Origin of the sequence: Vibrio viridaestus, assembly GCF_003856525.1 — a bacterium.
Taxonomy (GTDB): Bacteria; Pseudomonadota; Gammaproteobacteria; order Enterobacterales; family Vibrionaceae; genus Vibrio; species Vibrio viridaestus.
Map to the genome: position 1 here is coordinate 90,288 of NZ_RJVQ01000012.1, position 18,873 is coordinate 109,160.

Genomic DNA, 18,873 nt, shown 5'->3' on the forward strand with positions numbered 1-18,873 from the left:
GTCACTTTCCTCTTTTCCTCGACAAATTTAGTCTTGGTATTGTTTGAGAAACGATAATGTTACTTGCAAAGCTTTATCACGATAAGTATCTATTTCATAAAACAATTCATGACGAGCGCCCTCAATTGCCTTAAATTGGGCCTGTTTGTTGGTTTTCTTTAATTTTTGGAAAAAACGGTTTTGGGCTGCATTATTCACAATACCGTCTTGAGTTGCCTGGAGCATTAGGATGGGTAGCGTAATATGCCGAGACATTAAATAACACTGTTTTACCGCCATCATACTTTGCCATACCCAGCGATAACTCGGTCCACCGAGTTTCAGCTCTTCGTTGGCTTCATACAGCTCTCGATACCAGCGATAGCGAATCTCGCTGTGAGTCAGTGGATTATTCTCAAAGGGCTTATAGAAATAATCACCATAGCCTGTTACATATTGTGGCTTGGCAGGTAACGTTGCTTTTAGTTGAGTGTATGGCAGAGCGAATAGACGTAGGTGTGGTGGAACATTAAACCCCAACATCGGACTGGCCAATACCGCAGATTTAAATATGCAAGAATGAGTTTGAAGATAGCGTAATGCGACTGCACATCCCATTGAATGAGCTAAAATAGAAGTATTCGAGTTTTCTGCTAAATCAAAGTGATGAATGACAGCATCGAGATCATCAACATAATCATCGAACCACTCAACATAACCTATCTGAGGGTTATCGGTTAAACGATCTGACAGTCCCTGACCTCGGTGATCGTATGAGTAAATGTTGTAGCCCTGTTGGTATAACTCATAGAACAGTTCTTGATACTTAATACAGCTTTCAATTCGGCCATTTAAAACAAGAAGAGATTTCGAGTGTCGTGGATCAGTAAATTTGCACCAGTAGAGATGCTTCTTATCTTTTGTTCTTAGAGTTCCTGACTCTTTTTTTTGCCAGAAATCATGGATTTGATCATTGATAGCTTGCTTGAAACTGTACTCTTGAGTATACAATGGAACTGATGCAGAAAAGGTGCTCATACACATATCGATCTTATTTTAAACAACAGTTATAGGTTAAAGCAGTTATTTGAAATTTCAATGATCCTAATCGAGTGGCTTAAGGGATTATTTGCATTAGTCGACAGCAGATTGATGATGAAGGTAAAACTTATTAAAAAACGAATGGTTTATTTAGAAAACTGTTTTTACAATGATGAAAAGGCTTAGGTTTTCAAATAGTCAGTTTGCTATAAAGGACTAAGTATGGAATACACGTACGTAGCAAGACAACCGATTCTGAATAAGAAACGTATAACGCTTGGCTATGAACTGCTATTTCGGGATGGTGAGGAAAACGCTTTCCCGGCAAATATTAGTTCGGATCGGGCTACCTATCGTTTAATCGTCGAAAATTTCATGTCGATTGGACAGAATCCTAACCTTGATTACTCGCGTTGTTTTATTAACTTTCCATACAATAGTCTCATTCGTCGTCTGCCTTTCTCCCTACCAAAACAATCCATTGTGGTCGAAGTTCTGGAAACCTGTCCTCCCACAACAGAGCTACTTGATGCAATTAGAGAGCTTTATCGTAATGGCTACTTAATCGCGTTAGATGATTTTGTTTACGACGAAGGCTGGGAACGTTTTATCCCGTATGCCCATATTATTAAGATTGATGTAATGGATTGGGGAATCGAAGCCGCATGTCAGTTTGTTGAGGAGCAGCTCGAAAAAGGGTGTAAAAGTCGTTTCTTGGCTGAAAAAGTAGAAAGTGAGGAAGAATTCCAACTGGCAAAGAAGGCCGGTTTTGCTTTTTTTCAAGGATACTTTTTCAAAAAGCCTGAGGTGATTAAAAGTAAGTATATAGGTCCAGAGCAAATGACAGCACTGGCTCTGTTTAAGGAAGTGAGCAGAGACGAAGTTGATTTTGCGCAGATAGAAAGCATTATTGCTCAGGATGTCACGCTCTCTTATAAGTTACTTCATTTTGTAAATTCCATGTCTAATCGCCCACATGTGACGATCAGTTCTTTTAAGCAGGCTCTAATTTATCTTGGCGAAGATCGACTGAAGATGTTTGTTGCTCTAACCGTGGCGTCTTACGTCAGCGTGAATAAGCCAAAAGAGCTGTATTATGTTGCTATTCAGCGAGCTAAGTTTTGCCAGTTGTTGATTAAGAATCATCGAAAAATGAATGATTATCGTGATAAGGCATTTTTGATTGGGTTATTTTCCGTTCTCGATGCTCTATTGGATTCTCCGATGAGTCAGGTAATAGAGCAGTTACCGCTCGAAGAGGAGATTAAGCAGGCTCTGGAAACACATGCTGGTAAGTTAGGTAAGATTCTGGAAATTCAGGAAAGATTCGAAAATGCTGACTGGAAGCAAATCGAATTACTGTGTAAAGAGTTAGCTCTTTCCACCGAAGAAGTGACTCATTTTCTTTACGATGCACAGTGTTGGAGTAAGAATAGTTCGGCACTGGTTTAAAAACTCATTAATTATGTTTATGAACTTTTTATTAAACATATACCAACCATATTGATACCTTCTTGTTTACCTCTAATATATACGCATATCCATATATGTTTAAGGTGCGGTGATGTTACCCCACAAATTCTTCAAGCTGTTAGCCGATGAAACTCGAGTTCGTTGTTTGTTGCTTATCACTAGAGAGCAGCAGCTATGCGTCTGTGAGTTAACTGATGCTTTGGAAGAAAGTCAGCCTAAAATCTCACGTCATCTTGCGTTGCTGCGACAATCTGGCCTGTTAGTCGATGAGAGAAAAGGCAAGTGGATTTATTACTCATTAGCGAAAGATTTGCCTAAGTGGACACTGCATCTTATCGACGGATTAGTGCATTCCCAATGTTTGGCTAAGGAGTATGAAAAAGATAAACAGAGATTAGAACAGATGGCTGATCGCCCTTGCTGTTAATGATGGAGAAATATCATGGCAATTAAAGTAGGTATTAATGGTTTTGGCCGTATCGGTCGTTTGGTTTTTCGCGCAGCATTTGATTGGCCTGACATTGAATTTATTCAAATTAATGACGTAGCAGGTGATGCCGGAACGTTAGCCCATTTGATTGAGTTTGATTCTGTTCATGGGCGTTGGAATAAAAACATCAGTTCAAGTCGTGACGAGATGAACATTGATGGACAAAGTATCAAAGTCACTCAGGCTCGAAATATTAGTGACGTTGACTGGTCTCAGTGTGATGTCGTTTTAGAGTCAACAGGTGTACATCGTAAAGTTGAGTTACTGCAACAGTATCTTGATCAAGGTGTTAAACGGGTTGTAGTTTCGGCACCGGTAAAAGATAGCTCTGTTGCGAATATCGTGATGGGGGTGAATGACGCTATTTTCGATCCGCAGAAACACCAGATTGTTACCGCTGCTTCCTGTACAACAAACTGTATTGCTCCGGTCGTGAAAGTTATTCATGAAACGTTTGGTATTGAGCAGTCTATGTTTACAACGATTCATGATTTAACCAATACTCAAACGATTTTGGACGCCCCGCATAAAGATTTACGTCGCGCCCGAGCTTGTGGTACGAGTCTTATCCCGACCACGACGGGCAGTGCCTCTGCCATTATTGATATCTTCCCTGAGCTACAAGGAAAAATTAATGGGCATGCTGTCAGGGTTCCGCTCGCCAATGCTTCAATGACGGATATCGTGTTTGACGTTGCTAAGTCGACCACTATAGAGGAAGTGAATGCTGCACTTAAAGCGGCTTCCGAAAATGGGTTAAAGGGGATTCTTGGCTATGAAGAGAAGCCATTAGTATCCATTGATTATAAAGGTGATCAACGTTCTACGATTGTTGATGCACTCTCGACTATGGTCATCAACGAGCGAATGATAAAAATTTATGCTTGGTATGACAACGAAATGGGGTACTCAACACGTACTGCTGAATTGGTTAGAAAAGTGGGTCTAGCGTAAGGAATTAATCATGACAACGACGACATGCCATCCAACCTGGGAACTTGACGTTGAGCACTCTAGCTTGGTTCTAATGCCTTGCCCGGGTACAAAAGGGGTAAGTTTGGACCAAGCACTCAGTGAGCTTGCTGAAGCTAAAGTAACAATGATTATTTCGGCGATTACTCATCAAGAATTTGCCGAGAAAAATCTGCCAGATTTCTCCGATCACGTAAAGTCTCATGGGATGAAATGGCTTCATTTACCCATAGAGGATGATGCGGTACCTGATGCTGAATTTGAACAGGCATGGACAAGGTATTCAAACGCTATATTGGCTGAGTTAGAAACAGGTAAAGTGGCATTACACTGTATGGGAGGCTCGGGTCGAACCGGATTACTGGCAGCAAGAGTCTTACTGGATAAGGGATGGGATCTCGGTCAAATTATTCAGCAGGTTCAATCGCTTAGGCCAGGTGCTTTTACTAAACCAGAACAAAAAGCGTATATCGAGCGAATTGCTCAGGCATGATCTATTCATTAGTCTGGGATCATGCTGATCCTGGACTAATGACAACGATCGGTTGAATCTTTACTTGATGGTTTTTTAAATGGATAGATCAATTCGCCAGTACATGATTGTCACATTCAATTACTGGAACTTTACTCTGACTGATGGTGCGTTACGCATGTTGGTCGTCTTGTATTTTCATCAACTGGGATATGGGACGTTAGCGATTGCGTCACTGTTCTTATTCTATGAGTTCTTTGGCGTAGTAACGAACCTGATTGGTGGATGGCTTGGCGCTCGTCTCGGTCTAAATCGTACGATGAATATCGGTCTGGCGATACAGGTGTTGGCACTGCTAATGATGGCTGTACCGGCATCGTGGTTAACCGTCGTTTGGGTTATGGTGGCACAGGCGCTTTCTGGTATTGCGAAAGATCTGAATAAAATGAGTGCCAAAAGTTCGATTAAGGGTCTGGTATCTGGTGATCAACAAAATACGCTCTACAAATGGATTGCGGCGTTAACCGGCTCTAAAAATGCCCTCAAAGGAATTGGCTTCTTTCTCGGTGGATTGCTGCTTTCGACAATAGGCTTTCAAAATGCCATGTTTTTGATGGCTGCAGTACTGGTGCTCGTTTTTATTAGCAGTCTGTATTGGCTGGATCAGGAACTGGGGAAAGCGAAAACAAAGCCTAAATTTAACGATATTTTTTCTAAATCATCCTCGGTAAATATTCTGGCTGCAGCTCGACTGTTCTTATTTGGTGCCCGAGATATTTGGTTTGTCGTCGCTCTTCCTATCTATCTTGGGACCGTATTTGGTTGGGATTATTACTGGGTCGGCGGCTTTATGGCTTGCTGGGTTGTGGGTTATGGTGTTGTCCAAGGGTTCGCTCCAAGAATCACAGGTAAAAAAAGTGGACACGTACCTCATGGCGCTGCGGCAACAGCATGGGCAGCCGTTTTAGTCGTTATTATGGCGATGATCGCTGTGGCAGTCGAATATCAGTGGCATCCGCAGATTGTGATTGTCTCAGGTCTACTCGTTTTTGGTGCTGCTTTCGCGGTGAACTCTTCTTTGCATTCTTACTTGATTGTGAGCTACGCGAAAGAAGACGGCGCGTCACTAGATGTTGGATTCTATTATATGGCTAATGCCATGGGGCGATTGATTGGCACCATCTTATCTGGTTGGATATTCCAACAGTACGGTTTTGCAGCTTGCTTGTGGGCATCACTACTCTTTCTTGTGCTCACTATGTTGATTTCAATAAAGTTACCGCGTTTACATGAAGTTACCTAATAAATGAAATAAAGCCTGCAGAAGCAGGCTTTATTAAAACCTTTAGGTTAACGTTGTAGCCAGGCATTAAACATCCAAATGTGTTTCTCCTGGGCTCGAATATAATCGCTCATCAGCGCGGCGGTACCTTCATCATTAGCATCTCCCGCGATATCTAGTATTTCTCTTTGTTTGGCGATTAGTTGACTAAATCCATCGACTAAGCCGCCGACAGTTTCTCTCGCTTCCGTTGCTTTTGTATGCTCTTTAATATCGGCAATCTCAAGGTAATGAGAAAAGCTGTGTTCGGGCATTGCCCCCAGAGTCAGAATACGTTCTGCAATATCATCGATATTGGTTTGCAGTTCATTGTAGATTTCTTCAAATTTGGTATGTAATTCGAAGAATTGAGGACCTTTAATGTTCCAGTGGTACCCGCGGACATTTGTATAGAAAACCTGATAGTTTGCCAACAGGTTATTCAGTGAATCAGATAACGTCTGACTGTCTGATTTATCTAAACCAATAATATTCTTAGTCATAATAATTGCTCCGTTATTTGTTTCGAACTAACGGGGATAATATTACGCCAATCAAATCTGAAGAGAATTGGATTAAATCGATAGTTTTGATAGGTAAAATCAATGGATAACGCCTTTATGAGAGCAAGAAAAGGCGTTATCCAAAGGAGAGGTTGTTACTTCTTATTCTTTAAATCACGGGCTGGGTCAAAACCATTTTCGTAAATGTATTCTGGGTCAAACCCTAATCTTTTCTCTTCGTCCAGAGTCGCGATCTGGGCCATTTCTTCGTCAGTTAAATTGAAATCGAAGACATCTCTGTTGTCGAGCATTCTTTGTTCACTGGATGCTTTAGGGATCACGATGACTCCACGCTGTATATGCCAACGAAGTGTGATTTGTACTGGTGACTTGCCATATTTTTCGCCGAGTTTCTGTAGTAATGGTACATCCAGAACCTGTCCTTTCATAATCGGTGACCAGGCTTCTACCGCGATATCATTTTTATGGCAGAACTCTATCAGATCGGTTTGCTGAAGTTTTGGGTGACACTCGACCTGGTTAATCACTGGTTTAACAGAACAGTTATCTAAGAGTTCTTGCAGCAGACGAATATTGTAGTTACATACCCCGATGGCTTTCACTTTACCCGCATTGTATAACTCTTCGAGCGCTTTCCAGCTTTCTAAAGCAAGTGGTCTTGGCCAGTGAAGAAGGAGTAGATCGAGATACTCAAGATCCAACTTTTTCATTGAATCTTCGAAGGACTTCATTGTTTTGTCATAGCCCAGATCGTCCATCCAAATTTTGGTAGCAAGGAATATATCTTCTCGTGGTGCACTGGCTCCTGCGATACCTTTACCAATCCCCAATTCATTATTGTAATAAGATGCGGTGTCGATGTGGCGATAGCCAGTCTTGACTGCCATTTTTACTAAATTTTCTGATTCTTTATCATCAATTTTAAACGTACCGTAGCCGATGGTTGGGATAACGAGACCGTTGTTTAGTGTGACCGTATCTTTCATACATATCCTCTGACTTAATGAAATTAAAATTCTTTTTTGATCTTATCTTGATATATACATTCCAACACAAGTCTAACAGAGGTTCAAATGACATCCTGATGAAAACAGGTTAAAACTAGTTACTCTACATCTCTTTTACATAATTATGACGCTGTTCTTATGACACTCACCTCTTGGCACGTAATGATGAGTAGTCTGAGGAGATATTATGCAACGAATTTTTTATTTTGATTTATTACGATGTATTGCCGCTTTTGCTGTTGTAGCGATTCATACTCTGGGACCATACCGTGCCGAAATTGGCAATATCTCGTTTGATCAGTGGGGTGTTGCTGTCGGTCTTAATAGTGTCAGCCGTTGGGCTGTGCCTGTGTTTCTCTTAATATCAGGTGCGCTACTTGTTGGGGATCGCAGAGAATTTGATATTAAATATTATTTTCGCCGACGAGTAGGCAAGGTCATTATTCCTTTTGTAGTTTGGTCTGTGTTTTATGCTTTTCTATCTGGATTGAACCGTGATGGTTTTCAATGGGATGAGACACAAGAACATCTGGTGAACTTGCCATTTCATGAATCCTACTACCATTTAGGCTTCTTTTATTATTTTATTCCTCTCTATTTATTAGCGCCCGCATTCCAGTGGCTCGCTAAGCATAATGAAAAATGGCTAGTTGGTTATGTAGCAGTGTGGGGACTAACAACGGTTGCGTTCTTACTCCATATCGATGGTCCATGGACTAATATGCTTTGGCTATATTCAGGGTACATGCCACTGGGTTATCTGCTCGCGTCAAAAGAGCCACTAAATCGGATAGAGGTAATGCTAGTTGCTCTAGTGGGTTTTATGGCGGCCTTTATCACTGCGTTTAATGTGTTGGCTGATAGTTATGTAGCGCAAGATTATGCTATTGGTCGTTGGTTATCGTATAAAACCATCAATACTGTATTGCTGGCGAGTGCGATATTTTTAATTGCTAAGCAATATGGCAATGCTCTGTCATCAAAACAGCACCAAGCGGTGGGGGTGATTAGTCGTTATAGTTTGGGAATTTACTTACTTCACCCTATTTTTCTATGGCCAATGCAAAATTTTGAACTATATCATGCACATCCAATTTGGATTATCCCATTATGGCTTATACTTAGTTTAAGTGGTGCGTTAGGACTGAGTTGGTTGCTCGCCAGATCCAGAAAAACTGCATGGTTAGTACCGTAGGTATTCTTGGGTACTTCATGACATCTAGAGAGGTGTGTCATGTCAGACATTGAAACTGTTGTTATGCGATCGAAGAAATTGGAGCTGCTGTTGAAAAGTCAGTATCGGGCCGAGGGACAAGGTATGCATCAACTTATATCTAGCTGTGAGGAAAGGCTACCTCATGAAGTAGTAAAACAACTGAGATACATTGCTACAGTGCGGAATAATGCGGTGCAAGATGATGCGTTCGAGCTGGAAGATCAGCGAACCTTTACTCAAGCTTGTGAAGACTGCATGGCTAAACTGACACCAAGAAGTGGACGCTTTATCTGGAGAATCGCAGTTTTGTTAATGTGTGTAATGACAATTGCATCGTTACTTTTCTATTACATTAACTGGGAATTTCTTGAACCTCATCTTTTTAGGTAGGAAATATAAAATAAAAAAGGACGCTAATGCGTCCTTTTTTATTTTATATCATGTGCTTAGTAAAACATCGGCAGTGTCATTAAACCAACGATAACTGCGATCATTACCAAACCTTGTCTCTGAGATGAAGTGATCATAACACTGCTCCTTAAAAAGTTTTACGGTATGAAATAAGAATACCATCACTTTTAAGCTTTGATCAATAGATAGATAGATTTTTGTATAAAATAGGCAAACTTCTTATCTTTAAATACCGTTAAATCGCGGATGTTAAGTAGTAAAATGGTATGGTTTTTATTTGTTCGTTTATTGCATAAGTAATATTATTTATTAAAAAATATATTAAAATCATTAACTTATTTATGTTAATTAAATGTGTCAAAAAAATAACTGTCAATTTTTTGTTATATCCATCAAGTACTGTAATTTCTTCGTAAAAAGGAGAAAGTATGGCTCTTTATTCATGGTTTTTATCACTGGATGAAAATGATGTGAGTCAAATTTTGATAAATATCATTATTTATTGCTATTTAATGCTAGTTGGTTGTCTATAAGAGTTTTTGGGTTTTAATATTCATAGTTTATTTATTAAGTTTTATTAAACAAATAGTTAGTTTGTTTTTTTTGGTTTTATTATAAAGGAAATCATCTAGGCAACCGTTTGCTAAAGGCTTTTTATGTATTGATTTTGGTATGGGATTGATACCTGATGCCTGGGGTGTGCTTTTTTCTTTTAGTGTGTTGTTTTTATCATCAATGTCTAACTTTGCTAACAAAGCCATAGACTTATTAATTCGAATATTTAGACTGGATTAGCGGATTAGGAGGGAATATGACTGGTAAGCAGGGACTTGGCGGGCTAGAGCACAGCGAAAATTTTTTTTCAGGCGTGCAACGTATCACGAGCGTTTTATATTTTATTGTCGCCGTCGAAGTCGCGCTATTGATCTGCTTTCTTTCTCTGGCACCAATCTCTTCTTATTGGTCTTTATGCCTTTTAGTTGGCCTGCCTATTTCTTTATTGAGTGTGATCGGAGCAATTAAACATAGTCATGATAGTTGGTCCGTGGTTGCAACTAGCCTTTATCTCTGTTTGTTTGGGATTACATTTTGGGGAATGGGTGACCATCAGATTCATTGGTACATACCGATTTCCCTTTTTGCTGTAGCGATCGTCGGAGGGCTGCTGATTTTACCGCACATAGATTCAAGGTTGTTCCCCTCCGCCCTCATTACTCTCAGTTTGCTACAGTTTGTTTGGGCTACATTAGAATACTGGCTTGCGGAACGTACAGCTTCCTCTCTGACCGCATGCATCGCGGCATTACTTCTTTGTGGTGGAATCGTACTCTATGCCTTGAGTAAACGGTATTTTGAAACTAATACTTTGTTTTCTATCAGGACGATCTGGTTAATTCCAACCATACATCTACTACTTTATCTGGTGTTGTTTAATTTCTGAGTTAAATCAATAACACGCTTCTAGGTTTTGCGTACTTTATTGCTATACCAGAGACAACCTTAGATAGGTGGCAAAATGACGAAAGAAATTCATGCACATAAAGTATTACACCTTTTAGATAAGCAAAGCATGCCTAAAAGTGAGTTTAAAACGCTGATTGAAAATAAGTTTGGCTCCGACGCGACATTTCATACGTGTAAGCTCAATGGATTTGACGTGGATAGCCTACTTACATTCTTTGAAGAAAATAACAAAGTTGCTGTAGTCGATGGTCATTGGACGGTTAATCGACAAGAGCTTTGTAATCACTAATCGAGTGGTTAGTTTACTGTCATAAATGTGCACGGTTGGATTTGAAAGTCGCAATGTCGCTATCTGATTGATATACTGGAATTCGTATCAGATTTTATGCCGATTCGGGAGACTCGATTGGATATCTTATCTTCAGCGACACTGATGTTTCTTATCATGGACCCGCTCGGTAACTTACCGATTGTACTATCGATCTTAAAGCACCTTGATCCTAAACGAAGACGCAAGGTGCTTGTGAGGGAGCTACTTTTCGCCCTCATTATATTGATGTTGTTCCTTTTCGCAGGTAAGAGCATCATGAACTTCCTTCATGTTCAGCCGGAAACATTGAGTATTTCTGGTGGACTTATTCTCTTTATTATTGCCATTAAAATGATATTTCCGAGTGCGGGTTCCATTACTGGGTTAGCCGCAGGTGAAGAACCTTTTATCGTACCGATGGCGATTCCTATGATTGCGGGACCGTCATTAATTGCAACTCTCTTATTACTTTCGTCTCAATACCCTAATTATCTGATTGAACTGTCTATGTCGGTACTACTGGCGTGGTCAGCGACTTTCGTCATTCTTATGTTTTATGACTTCTTCCTTAAGATATTAGGAGAGCGAGGGTTGAAAGCCGTGGAGCGTTTGATGGGATTACTTTTAGTGATGATTTCCACTCAGATGTTCTTAGATGGAATTAAGAACTATATAGCAGGTTAGCATTATAAAATCTGTGGGAGTAAAGTGAATGAAACTGCAGCCAGAATACTATTTTTCTCATTATCCATTGATTGCGCCATTAAGCGTTATCGCAGGCGCATTTATCATTGGTATCATCTTTCGGTTTATCGTTCTAGGTTTCTTGCATTATAACGCTCGTAATGGCGATCGCTTTTTATTCGAATCGTTGCAGCGACATTTAAAACGAAGCTTATTCTTGTTCGTACCATGTATGATTATGCATGCTGCCGCTGGGTGGTTAACTCTTTCAGCAGATAAAATCGATCTTATTCGGCAACTACTACAGATTGTCATCGTCGCGTCCATCGCTTTTATCGCGATACGTTTAATGCGTGTCGTACAGGATGTGTTGTTTCGTCGTTATGATGTTTCGATGGCGGATAACCTCAAAGCCAGAAAAGCTCGTACTCAAATCATGTATATCAACAAAATAGCGACGGTTGTTATCGTGGTTATTTCAGTAGGTATCGTGTTACTAACCTTTGACAGTGTTAGACAATATGGAACTACGATTCTAACTGGTGCTGGGGTCGCTGGTATTATTATCGGTTTTGCATTGCAGAAAACCTTAGCGAATTTGTTTGCAGGGATTCAAATAGCGTTTACTCAGCCGATAAAAATTGATGATGCTGTGGTGGTTGAAGGCGAGTGGGGCTGGATTGAGGAAATCAACCTCACGTATGTTGTAGTACGAATCTGGGATATGAGAAGGTTGATATTACCCATTACCTACTTTACTGAAAATGCATTCCAGAACTGGACTCGTTCTACGGCGCAGATTCTGGGCTCGGTATTTCTCTACACAGACTACACCATGCCTCTGGATCCGCTTCGTAAGCATTTTGACACGATTTTGGACAAGACCGATATGTGGGATGGGCAGGCAAAAGCCTTTCAGGTGACAGATTGTACCGACCATTCGATGACAATCAGGTTACTGATGACAGCCCGAAACTCTCCAGTTGCATGGGATTTACGCTGTTATGTCCGCGAAGAGATGATTCGCTATATTCAGGCGAATTATCCTCAATCGTTACCTAAAACAAGGGCGACTTTGGAAAAAGATCCAAATAAGGAATCTGGGATGTCTTCGGTCGTTGAGCAGGGTTAAAGAACAGAGGGAGCGTCGTTTGCTCCGTCTGATTTTCTATAGTGATAGGATTTATTCTGCATCTCGGTAGTACAGACGAAAAGCGACTTGGCCAGCAAACTTTTCTCTATGTAAGTTCCAGTGCGAGGGAATACAGTCAGTAGGCCATTCTTTTTCGCTTTCAATATAGATTGACGCATTTTCTGTCAACCAGCCCCGGGATTCTAGCTTACGGATTATCTCTTCTATCAGACCTTTGCGAAATGGAGGATCGATAAACACAACGTCAAACGGTGTTGGGGCTTGTTCTAGGAATGAGAGTGCGTCTATATTATGCACAATAATATTTTGGGCTTTTAAAGAGTTAGCATTACTCTTGAGCTGATTGGCGACATTCTTGTCCAATTCGATCATGACAACGTTGTCTGCTTGTCTCGATGCGGCTTCGAATCCGAGAGAACCGGAACCGGAAAATAGATCTAAGCAGGCTGAATGGGGAATTTCTTGAGCAAGCCAGTTAAACACGGTTTCCTTGACCCGATCTGTCGTTGGGCGAAGTCCTTCAACGTCATGGACAGGGAGTTTTCTTCCTCTCCATAATCCACTGATGATTCTAACGAACCCTGAACTGGATTGTTTTTTTGACGAGTTTTGAGGGCGTCGTTTTACCATGATTTTTTGCCTGCAAATAAAATGTTACTATATCGGACTCACAACGATGTGCGGTGAATATAACAAATAATGGTTAATGGTGATGGCAGAGTTTACCAATCTGAGTGAAAACTTTTCACTGCTTTGTCATTTTTTCTTTTCTTTAGAGGGATAATTCTCCAAGAAAAGATCGTATGTTATTGAATTTATAAATCTAGGATATCCCCAGATGACAGAAAAAAAGAAACGCGGTCTGCTTTCATGGCTTGGTTTTGCTGATGATGAACAAGCCAAGCAAGAAGATAATAACCAAGAAGCAGACACTTCTGAACTGTTAGAAGAGTCTCAAGATGAGGTGTCGAGCTCTGTTGAAGAGAGTTCAAGCGTTCAAGAAGAAACAAATGAGTCTGACGAAGACATTACTGAGCAATTATCAGTCGATTCCAAGCAAGAAGATGACAATGCGACTAAGAGTGAAGTCGAAGTAGACGATTCCGAGGGTGCTGAATCTGAGACAGTCGTTATCAAAGAGCAAGAAAAGCCGACAGAGAGCTTTTTTGCTCGTCTAAAGCGCAGTTTGAGTCGAACTAAGTCGAATATTGGCTCTGGCTTCTTTGGCTTATTCAAGGGTAAAAAAATCGATGATGAGCTATTTGAAGAATTAGAAGAGCAACTTCTGATTGCTGATGTTGGTATGGATACGACTGTCAAAATTATCAATAGTTTGACAGAAAAAGCGTCTCGCAAAGCGATGAAAGACGGTGAAGCGTTATACGGTTTATTGAAAGAAGAAATGGCCGATATTCTGCAAACTGTTGAAGCACCATTAATTATTGATACGGAAAAGAAACCTTACGTTATTTTAATGGTCGGAGTGAATGGTGTTGGTAAGACTACAACGATTGGTAAGCTAGCCAAGCAGTTCCAAGCTGATGGAAAGAAAGTGATGTTAGCTGCAGGCGATACGTTCCGAGCAGCCGCTGTAGAGCAGTTACAAGTGTGGGGACAACGAAATAATGTTCCCGTTGTGGCTCAGCATACAGGGGCTGATAGTGCGTCGGTTATCTACGATGCCATTGAATCTGCAAAAGCGAAAGGTATTGATGTTGTTATTGCCGATACAGCAGGCCGATTGCAGAACAAAAGTAATCTTATGGAAGAACTGCGTAAAATTGTTCGTGTGATGAAAAAAGTGGATGATTCAGCGCCGCATGAAATCATGCTAACACTGGATGCCGGAACGGGTCAGAACGCGATTAGCCAAGCTAAATTGTTTAGCGATGTTGCTCCAGTGACTGGGATTACACTCACTAAACTTGATGGTACAGCGAAAGGTGGTGTTATTTTCTCTATCGCCGATAAGTTTGGTATCCCAATACGCTACATTGGTGTTGGTGAAGGGATTGATGATCTTCGACCGTTTGAAACTCAACAGTTTATTGATGCATTGTTCAGTCGAGAAGATTAATTTAAATCTGATTACTAGGCGCGAGATGATCTCTCGCGCTTATTTGTAGAAAGGGAAAGAGGTATTACGAGTGATAAGGTTTCATCATGTGAGTAAAGCTTATCGAGGTGGACGCCAGGCACTGCAAAAGGTGGACTTTCACTTAAAACGCGGTGAGATGGCATTCGTTGGCGGGCATTCCGGAGCAGGGAAAAGTACGTTGCTCAAACTGATATGCGCGATTGAACGACCTTCCGACGGTAAAATTCACTTTAATGGACACGATATTACTCGTATTCCTAATCATGACATCCCGTTTTTGCGACGTAACATCGGTATCGTCTTTCAGGATCATCGTTTACTTATGGATCGTACGGTTTACGAAAACGTCGCGCTTCCGATGAGAATCGAGTCGATTTCTGAAACCGAAATCAAACGCCGAGTCTCTGCTGCCTTGGATAAGACTGGGTTATTAGATAAAGCTCGATGTTTACCAACCCAATTGTCGGGTGGTGAACAACAACGAGTTGGAATTGCGAGAGCGGTTGTGAATCGGCCAATACTTCTACTGGCTGATGAACCCACAGGAAACCTTGACCCAGATTTATCCAATCGTATTTTACGTCTCTTTGAAGAATTCAATCGCGCAGGTGTTACAATATTACTCGCTACTCACGATATTAATTTAGTGAACTCGCGTCCCCAATATCGCCATTTAGAGCTAAATCAAGGGTTTATGAGTGAGGTCGAAGACTATGGCCATTAAATCGAAGAACCAGCGTTTGGCTAAGTCGCGCGATAAAAAGGGAGCACAGAAAGATCGCTTTATTATGGTGCATTATCGGCAAGCTAAGCAGTCATTCTTTGATTTGTGGAAGCGTCCGATGGGAAACATTTTAACCATTGCTGTCATTTCCATGGCACTCGCGATGCCAGCGTGTTTATACTTATTAAGTAAGAATGTGGCCATCGCAGCTAACAATGTGGCGAGTTCTTCTCAAATCAGTGTTTATCTAAAAGAAGGGACGCCAGAAGCGCGCGTCATGATAGTGAAAGATAACATTGAGAGAATGAACGGGGTGAAGAGCGTTAACTACATTTCGTCTCAGCAAGGTCTGGATGAATTAAGTCAGGCATCAGGATTTGATCAGGCTATCAGCCTTCTAGATGATGTTTCTCTGCCAAGTGTTTTGGTCGTTTCACCGGCTAATCCCGACAAGACAGCAATCCATGCCTTAGCTCGTTCGATAGGAACTGACGAGGATGTTACCGATGTTCGACTCGATGAGGATTGGTTGACGCGTCTGGACGCGCTGAAGAATCTTGCTAGTGTTGTCGTACTTAGTTTGACCTGTTTGATGTTTGCCGCTGTTTTCCTTATTGTTGGTAATACGCTGCGTTTTAATGTCCTTGCCAATAAAGATGAAATTCAGACAATGAAACTGATAGGGGCAACGGATCGCTTTATTTTACGTCCATACCTTTATTCAGGTATGTGGTTTGGCTGTCTTGGCTCACTTATTGCTTGGATCCTTACAGCTGTGCTTACTGTACTTATGAATGGCGCCGTAAACCAGTTAGCAACGTTATACGATAGTCAGTACCGACTCATTGGACTTAGTTGGGATGAATCGTTAATTTTGCTGATGATTGGCACTCTTATTGGCTGTATTGCTGCAAAGCTGTCAGCTCAAAGGCATCTAAAAGAAATTGAACCTGTGTAAAAAACATTGGTCATACCCTAAGTTGATATAAACAACAGTTTGGCTTGACAACGATTGAAAGATCGTTTATCCATATCTGTTGGTAACGATTTTTGCTTGTTGAGTAATATTTACAAGCATGAAAAGAATAAAAGTCCATATCTTAAGTGATGAGGAATTGAATGGCTAACCAAACATATCCTATGGCTCTAGTGACTCAAGACAGTCTTGATAGCTATATTCGTTCAGTAAACAGTTATCCGATGCTAACTGCTGAAGAAGAAAAAGGGCTGGCAGAGAGACTGCATTTTAAAGGTGAGATTGAGGCTGCAAAAAGCCTGATTTTGTCTCATCTGCGATTTGTTGTTCATATCGCACGAGGTTATTCTGGTTACGGTCTACCAATGGCTGACTTGGTCCAGGAAGGTAACATCGGGCTGATGAAAGCAGTCAAACGTTTTAATCCTGAAGTGGGCGTAAGACTGGTGTCTTTCGCTGTGCACTGGATTAAAGCGGAAATCCACGAATACGTACTTCGTAACTGGCGTATCGTTAAAATTGCGACGACCAAAGCACAGCGGAAACTGTTCTTTAACTTACGTAAGTCGAAAAAGCGTTTAGGCTGGTTTAATAATAGCGAAGTCGAGACAGTTGCCCGTGAGTTAGGTGTTGAGCCTTCAGAAGTTCGAGAAATGGAGTCCCGACTAGCGGCTCAGGATGCGACATTTGAATTGACGTCGGATGATGATGATTCTGCTCCAAGCTCTGCACCGGTACTGTATCTGGAAGATAAAGCATCAGATTTGGCGGATAATCTGGAAGCAGAAAACTGGGAAGAACACACAAATCAACGTTTGACCTATGCACTGTCTTGTCTTGATGATCGTAGTCAGCATATCGTTCGTTCGCGCTGGTTAGATGATGATAAAACAACGCTTCAAGATCTTGCTGATGAGTATGGCGTTTCTGCTGAGCGTATTCGCCAGCTAGAGAAAAATGCCATGAAGAAACTGAAGGATGCCGTTGGAGAGATGTAACGCATCTCTGATAACAAAATGATCCAATTGTTAAAGGCTGAGATGTTATGATCTCAGCCTTTTTTATTTGTGATCCAAAATGTAGCAAAAAATACCATGTTGCCCTGTGGATAACTCTGTGTCTAAATTATTTACGTCTTGTCACCAACCTGCGTAAATAAAGCGTTTATACGTGACTTTTGATTGGGGATATTAAAACTTTTACACACAGAAAAATAAGGATCATCACAATATATAGTGGATCTTTATTCTGAAAAATACCTTATCAACACAATCCACAAACTTACCCACAACTGACGCTATATTGAGCGATTTGTGATAACCTCATATTCTGTCTGTACTTATGCTCAATTGGATAGGTTACAATGGCTGCTCGATTTTAGTGCGGGATTAAGCGAGAAAAATATATGGACCAATTTAAACATATTGATGTGCATGGAGCGCAAAAACTGATTGAGTCAGGAGAAGCGAAGATAGTCGATATACGCGATCCGCAGGCTTATACTTTAAGCCACGCGCAAGGAGCTTACCATTTAACAAACGACACGATTGTAAACTTCATGAATGATGTTGAGTTTGATGAAACTGTGTTAGTGATGTGCTACCACGGTATTAGCAGCCAGGGAGCTGCTCAGTATTTAATGAATCAGGGCTTCGAAGATGTTTATAGTATCGATGGTGGCTTTGAAGCATGGCATAAGGCTAATCTACCCGTAGAAAAATAATGTTATGATCAAACTCATCTCTCTGAACAACCCTCGTATGGGGCAGGCTTTTATTGATTATATGTCTTCTCGTCAAGTGACGTTACAAATGACGCTTGATGAGCAGGGGAGTTATGTTCTCTGGTTACCAGAAGATGAGCATTTGATTGAAGTAGAAGCAGAATTGAAGCAATTTCTACAGCAGCCGAATCATCCTAAGTATCGTGAGGCCTCCTGGTCCCTTAATACAAAGAGTCGAGCATCTTTCCATTACTCATCACCTAGTTTAATGTCATTGATTAAAAGTAAAGCAGGGTGGTTTACTTTAGGGATTATCGTAATTGGTGTTGCGATTTACCTATTACAAATCGTTGGGTTTGGTCGTGTTATATTCGATGCACTGCATTTTCCAGCTTCCTCAGTTCAGCAATGGCAATTGTGGCGTTGGATAAGCCATGCACTGTTGCACTTTTCCGTCATTCATATCGTTTTTAACATGTTGTGGTGGTGGCAACTTGGCGGTGACATTGAGAAAAAACTTGGCTCGAGTAAATTAATCGGTTTATTCCTATTATCGTCTGCCTGTTCAGGATTAGCTCAATACTGGGTGGAAGGCGCTAACTTCGGCGGGTTATCTGGGGTTGTTTATGCGTTGGTCGGATATCTGTGGATTATTGGTTGGAAAAAGCCACAACTGGGGCTAGGGATGCAAAAGCCGATTTTAGTGTTTATGCTTGTTTGGTTGGTTTTAGGATTCGTTCAACCGTTTATGGCAATCGCGAATAGTGCTCATTTAGCAGGGTTGGTTGTTGGAATTCTCTATGCCTTAGTGGATGTACGTCGCTATGCGTAGCGA

At 41.0% G+C, this 18,873-nt stretch carries 22 protein-coding genes; 17 read left to right on the top strand and 5 right to left on the bottom strand.

The genetic code is table 11. The features are described from left to right. Nucleotides 1-27: 27 nt before the first annotated feature. Nucleotides 28-1,017, bottom strand: a complete 990-nt coding sequence (locus EES38_RS19260; RefSeq protein ID WP_124938847.1) for an alpha/beta fold hydrolase — start codon at nucleotides 1,015-1,017, stop codon at nucleotides 28-30. A 225-nt stretch (nucleotides 1,018-1,242) separates the two neighbouring features. Here EES38_RS19260 and EES38_RS19265 point away from each other — a divergent pair, with 225 nt between their 5' ends. From EES38_RS19265 to arsJ, 5 genes are all read left to right on the top strand, one after another. After that, on the top strand, nucleotides 1,243-2,472 hold the full coding sequence (locus tag EES38_RS19265; RefSeq protein ID WP_124938848.1) for an EAL and HDOD domain-containing protein: 1,230 nt from the start codon (nucleotides 1,243-1,245) through the stop codon (nucleotides 2,470-2,472). A 112-nt stretch (nucleotides 2,473-2,584) separates the two neighbouring features. Then, nucleotides 2,585-2,920: a metalloregulator ArsR/SmtB family transcription factor gene (locus EES38_RS19270; protein WP_124938849.1), complete on the top strand. Its 336-nt coding sequence runs from the start codon at nucleotides 2,585-2,587 to the stop codon at nucleotides 2,918-2,920. 15 nt (nucleotides 2,921-2,935) lie between these two features. Beyond that, nucleotides 2,936-3,937, top strand: a complete 1,002-nt coding sequence (locus EES38_RS19275; RefSeq protein WP_124938850.1) for an ArsJ-associated glyceraldehyde-3-phosphate dehydrogenase — start codon at nucleotides 2,936-2,938, stop codon at nucleotides 3,935-3,937. 10 nt (nucleotides 3,938-3,947) lie between these two features. Beyond that, on the top strand, nucleotides 3,948-4,448 hold the full coding sequence (locus EES38_RS19280) for a cyclin-dependent kinase inhibitor 3 family protein (RefSeq protein ID WP_124938851.1): 501 nt from the start codon (nucleotides 3,948-3,950) through the stop codon (nucleotides 4,446-4,448). Nucleotides 4,449-4,527: 79 nt separating this feature from the next. Then, a complete protein-coding gene (arsJ, locus tag EES38_RS19285; protein ID WP_124938852.1) occupies nucleotides 4,528-5,730 on the top strand; it encodes an organoarsenical effux MFS transporter ArsJ in 1,203 nt (400 codons plus the stop codon). Between the two features lie 47 nt (nucleotides 5,731-5,777). Here arsJ and EES38_RS19290 read toward each other — a convergent pair whose 3' ends face one another. Then, nucleotides 5,778-6,251, bottom strand: a complete 474-nt coding sequence (locus tag EES38_RS19290) for a Dps family protein (RefSeq protein ID WP_124938853.1) — start codon at nucleotides 6,249-6,251, stop codon at nucleotides 5,778-5,780. A gap of 155 nt (nucleotides 6,252-6,406) precedes the next feature. Further along, nucleotides 6,407-7,258, bottom strand: a complete 852-nt coding sequence (locus tag EES38_RS19295) for an aldo/keto reductase (RefSeq protein WP_124938854.1) — start codon at nucleotides 7,256-7,258, stop codon at nucleotides 6,407-6,409. 205 nt (nucleotides 7,259-7,463) lie between these two features. Between EES38_RS19295 and EES38_RS19300 the strand changes: the two genes are divergently transcribed. Both EES38_RS19300 and EES38_RS19305 read left to right on the top strand, forming a co-directional pair. Beyond that, nucleotides 7,464-8,474, top strand: coding sequence for an acyltransferase (locus EES38_RS19300; RefSeq protein ID WP_124938855.1), 1,011 nt, complete (start codon nucleotides 7,464-7,466; stop codon nucleotides 8,472-8,474). Nucleotides 8,475-8,513: 39 nt separating this feature from the next. Then, a complete protein-coding gene (locus EES38_RS19305; RefSeq protein WP_124938856.1) occupies nucleotides 8,514-8,885 on the top strand; it encodes a DUF4145 domain-containing protein in 372 nt (123 codons plus the stop codon). A gap of 581 nt (nucleotides 8,886-9,466) precedes the next feature. Here the strand turns inward: EES38_RS19305 and EES38_RS19315 are convergent. Continuing rightward, nucleotides 9,467-9,667, bottom strand: a complete 201-nt coding sequence (locus tag EES38_RS19315; protein WP_124938857.1) for a hypothetical protein — start codon at nucleotides 9,665-9,667, stop codon at nucleotides 9,467-9,469. Between the two features lie 50 nt (nucleotides 9,668-9,717). Between EES38_RS19315 and EES38_RS19320 the strand changes: the two genes are divergently transcribed. The 4 genes from EES38_RS19320 (at nucleotide 9,718) to EES38_RS19335 (ending at nucleotide 12,496) form a co-directional block, all read left to right on the top strand. After that, nucleotides 9,718-10,347, top strand: coding sequence for a hypothetical protein (locus EES38_RS19320; RefSeq protein ID WP_124938858.1), 630 nt, complete (start codon nucleotides 9,718-9,720; stop codon nucleotides 10,345-10,347). 75 nt (nucleotides 10,348-10,422) lie between these two features. Beyond that, a complete protein-coding gene (locus tag EES38_RS19325; RefSeq protein WP_124938859.1) occupies nucleotides 10,423-10,659 on the top strand; it encodes a YecH family metal-binding protein in 237 nt (78 codons plus the stop codon). Nucleotides 10,660-10,776: 117 nt separating this feature from the next. Continuing rightward, nucleotides 10,777-11,364 (top strand): YhgN family NAAT transporter, encoded by a 588-nt coding sequence (locus EES38_RS19330; RefSeq protein ID WP_124938860.1) that lies wholly within the window; start codon nucleotides 10,777-10,779, stop codon nucleotides 11,362-11,364. Between the two features lie 28 nt (nucleotides 11,365-11,392). Then, nucleotides 11,393-12,496 carry a mechanosensitive ion channel family protein gene (locus tag EES38_RS19335; RefSeq protein ID WP_124938861.1) on the top strand — a complete coding sequence of 368 codons (1,104 nt, stop codon included), beginning with the start codon at nucleotides 11,393-11,395 and terminating at the stop codon, nucleotides 12,494-12,496. A 51-nt stretch (nucleotides 12,497-12,547) separates the two neighbouring features. Here EES38_RS19335 and rsmD read toward each other — a convergent pair whose 3' ends face one another. Beyond that, a complete protein-coding gene (rsmD, locus tag EES38_RS19340) occupies nucleotides 12,548-13,147 on the bottom strand; it encodes a 16S rRNA (guanine(966)-N(2))-methyltransferase RsmD (protein ID WP_124938862.1) in 600 nt (199 codons plus the stop codon). A 208-nt stretch (nucleotides 13,148-13,355) separates the two neighbouring features. Here rsmD and ftsY point away from each other — a divergent pair, with 208 nt between their 5' ends. The 6 genes from ftsY to glpG all read left to right on the top strand — a co-directional run bounded on the left by ftsY (nucleotide 13,356) and on the right by glpG (nucleotide 18,870). Next, entirely contained in the window at nucleotides 13,356-14,594 is a 1,239-nt protein-coding gene (ftsY, locus tag EES38_RS19345) for a signal recognition particle-docking protein FtsY (protein WP_124938863.1), read from the top strand. A gap of 70 nt (nucleotides 14,595-14,664) precedes the next feature. Next, a complete protein-coding gene (gene ftsE / locus EES38_RS19350) occupies nucleotides 14,665-15,339 on the top strand; it encodes a cell division ATP-binding protein FtsE (RefSeq protein WP_124938864.1) in 675 nt (224 codons plus the stop codon). Then, entirely contained in the window at nucleotides 15,329-16,297 is a 969-nt protein-coding gene (ftsX, locus tag EES38_RS19355) for a permease-like cell division protein FtsX (RefSeq protein ID WP_124938865.1), read from the top strand. Before ftsE ends, ftsX begins: the two co-directional genes overlap by 11 nt. Before the next feature lie 161 nt (nucleotides 16,298-16,458). Then, nucleotides 16,459-17,313, top strand: a complete 855-nt coding sequence (gene rpoH / locus EES38_RS19360) for an RNA polymerase sigma factor RpoH (RefSeq protein ID WP_124938866.1) — start codon at nucleotides 16,459-16,461, stop codon at nucleotides 17,311-17,313. Nucleotides 17,314-17,720: 407 nt separating this feature from the next. Then, on the top strand, nucleotides 17,721-18,038 hold the full coding sequence (glpE, locus tag EES38_RS19365) for a thiosulfate sulfurtransferase GlpE (protein WP_124938867.1): 318 nt from the start codon (nucleotides 17,721-17,723) through the stop codon (nucleotides 18,036-18,038). A gap of 4 nt (nucleotides 18,039-18,042) precedes the next feature. Beyond that, nucleotides 18,043-18,870: a rhomboid family intramembrane serine protease GlpG gene (gene glpG / locus EES38_RS19370; protein ID WP_124938868.1), complete on the top strand. Its 828-nt coding sequence runs from the start codon at nucleotides 18,043-18,045 to the stop codon at nucleotides 18,868-18,870. The last annotated feature ends 3 nt before the right edge of the window (nucleotides 18,871-18,873 follow it).

Bases quoted from the DNA above. Each gene is read 5' to 3' on its own strand.
- EES38_RS19290 (WP_124938853.1), bottom strand. From the start codon at position 6,251: ATGACTAAGAATATTATTGGTTTAGATAAATCAGACAGTCAGACGTTA.
- EES38_RS19335 (WP_124938861.1), top strand. From the start codon at position 11,393: ATGAAACTGCAGCCAGAATACTATTTTTCTCATTATCCATTGATTGCG.
- EES38_RS19275 (WP_124938850.1), top strand. From the start codon at position 2,936: ATGGCAATTAAAGTAGGTATTAATGGTTTTGGCCGTATCGGTCGTTTG.
- EES38_RS19295 (WP_124938854.1), bottom strand. From the start codon at position 7,258: ATGAAAGATACGGTCACACTAAACAACGGTCTCGTTATCCCAACCATC.
- EES38_RS19325 (WP_124938859.1), top strand. From the start codon at position 10,423: ATGACGAAAGAAATTCATGCACATAAAGTATTACACCTTTTAGATAAG.
- EES38_RS19280 (WP_124938851.1), top strand. From the start codon at position 3,948: ATGACAACGACGACATGCCATCCAACCTGGGAACTTGACGTTGAGCAC.
- EES38_RS19270 (WP_124938849.1), top strand. From the start codon at position 2,585: ATGTTACCCCACAAATTCTTCAAGCTGTTAGCCGATGAAACTCGAGTT.
- rpoH (WP_124938866.1), top strand. From the start codon at position 16,459: ATGGCTAACCAAACATATCCTATGGCTCTAGTGACTCAAGACAGTCTT.
- EES38_RS19265 (WP_124938848.1), top strand. From the start codon at position 1,243: ATGGAATACACGTACGTAGCAAGACAACCGATTCTGAATAAGAAACGT.
- glpE (WP_124938867.1), top strand. From the start codon at position 17,721: ATGGACCAATTTAAACATATTGATGTGCATGGAGCGCAAAAACTGATT.
- ftsX (WP_124938865.1), top strand. From the start codon at position 15,329: ATGGCCATTAAATCGAAGAACCAGCGTTTGGCTAAGTCGCGCGATAAA.
- glpG (WP_124938868.1), top strand. From the start codon at position 18,043: ATGATCAAACTCATCTCTCTGAACAACCCTCGTATGGGGCAGGCTTTT.
- EES38_RS19305 (WP_124938856.1), top strand. From the start codon at position 8,514: ATGTCAGACATTGAAACTGTTGTTATGCGATCGAAGAAATTGGAGCTG.
- EES38_RS19260 (WP_124938847.1), bottom strand. From the start codon at position 1,017: ATGAGCACCTTTTCTGCATCAGTTCCATTGTATACTCAAGAGTACAGT.
- EES38_RS19315 (WP_124938857.1), bottom strand. From the start codon at position 9,667: ATGGCTTTGTTAGCAAAGTTAGACATTGATGATAAAAACAACACACTA.
- ftsY (WP_124938863.1), top strand. From the start codon at position 13,356: ATGACAGAAAAAAAGAAACGCGGTCTGCTTTCATGGCTTGGTTTTGCT.
- arsJ (WP_124938852.1), top strand. From the start codon at position 4,528: ATGGATAGATCAATTCGCCAGTACATGATTGTCACATTCAATTACTGG.
- rsmD (WP_124938862.1), bottom strand. From the start codon at position 13,147: ATGGTAAAACGACGCCCTCAAAACTCGTCAAAAAAACAATCCAGTTCA.
- EES38_RS19320 (WP_124938858.1), top strand. From the start codon at position 9,718: ATGACTGGTAAGCAGGGACTTGGCGGGCTAGAGCACAGCGAAAATTTT.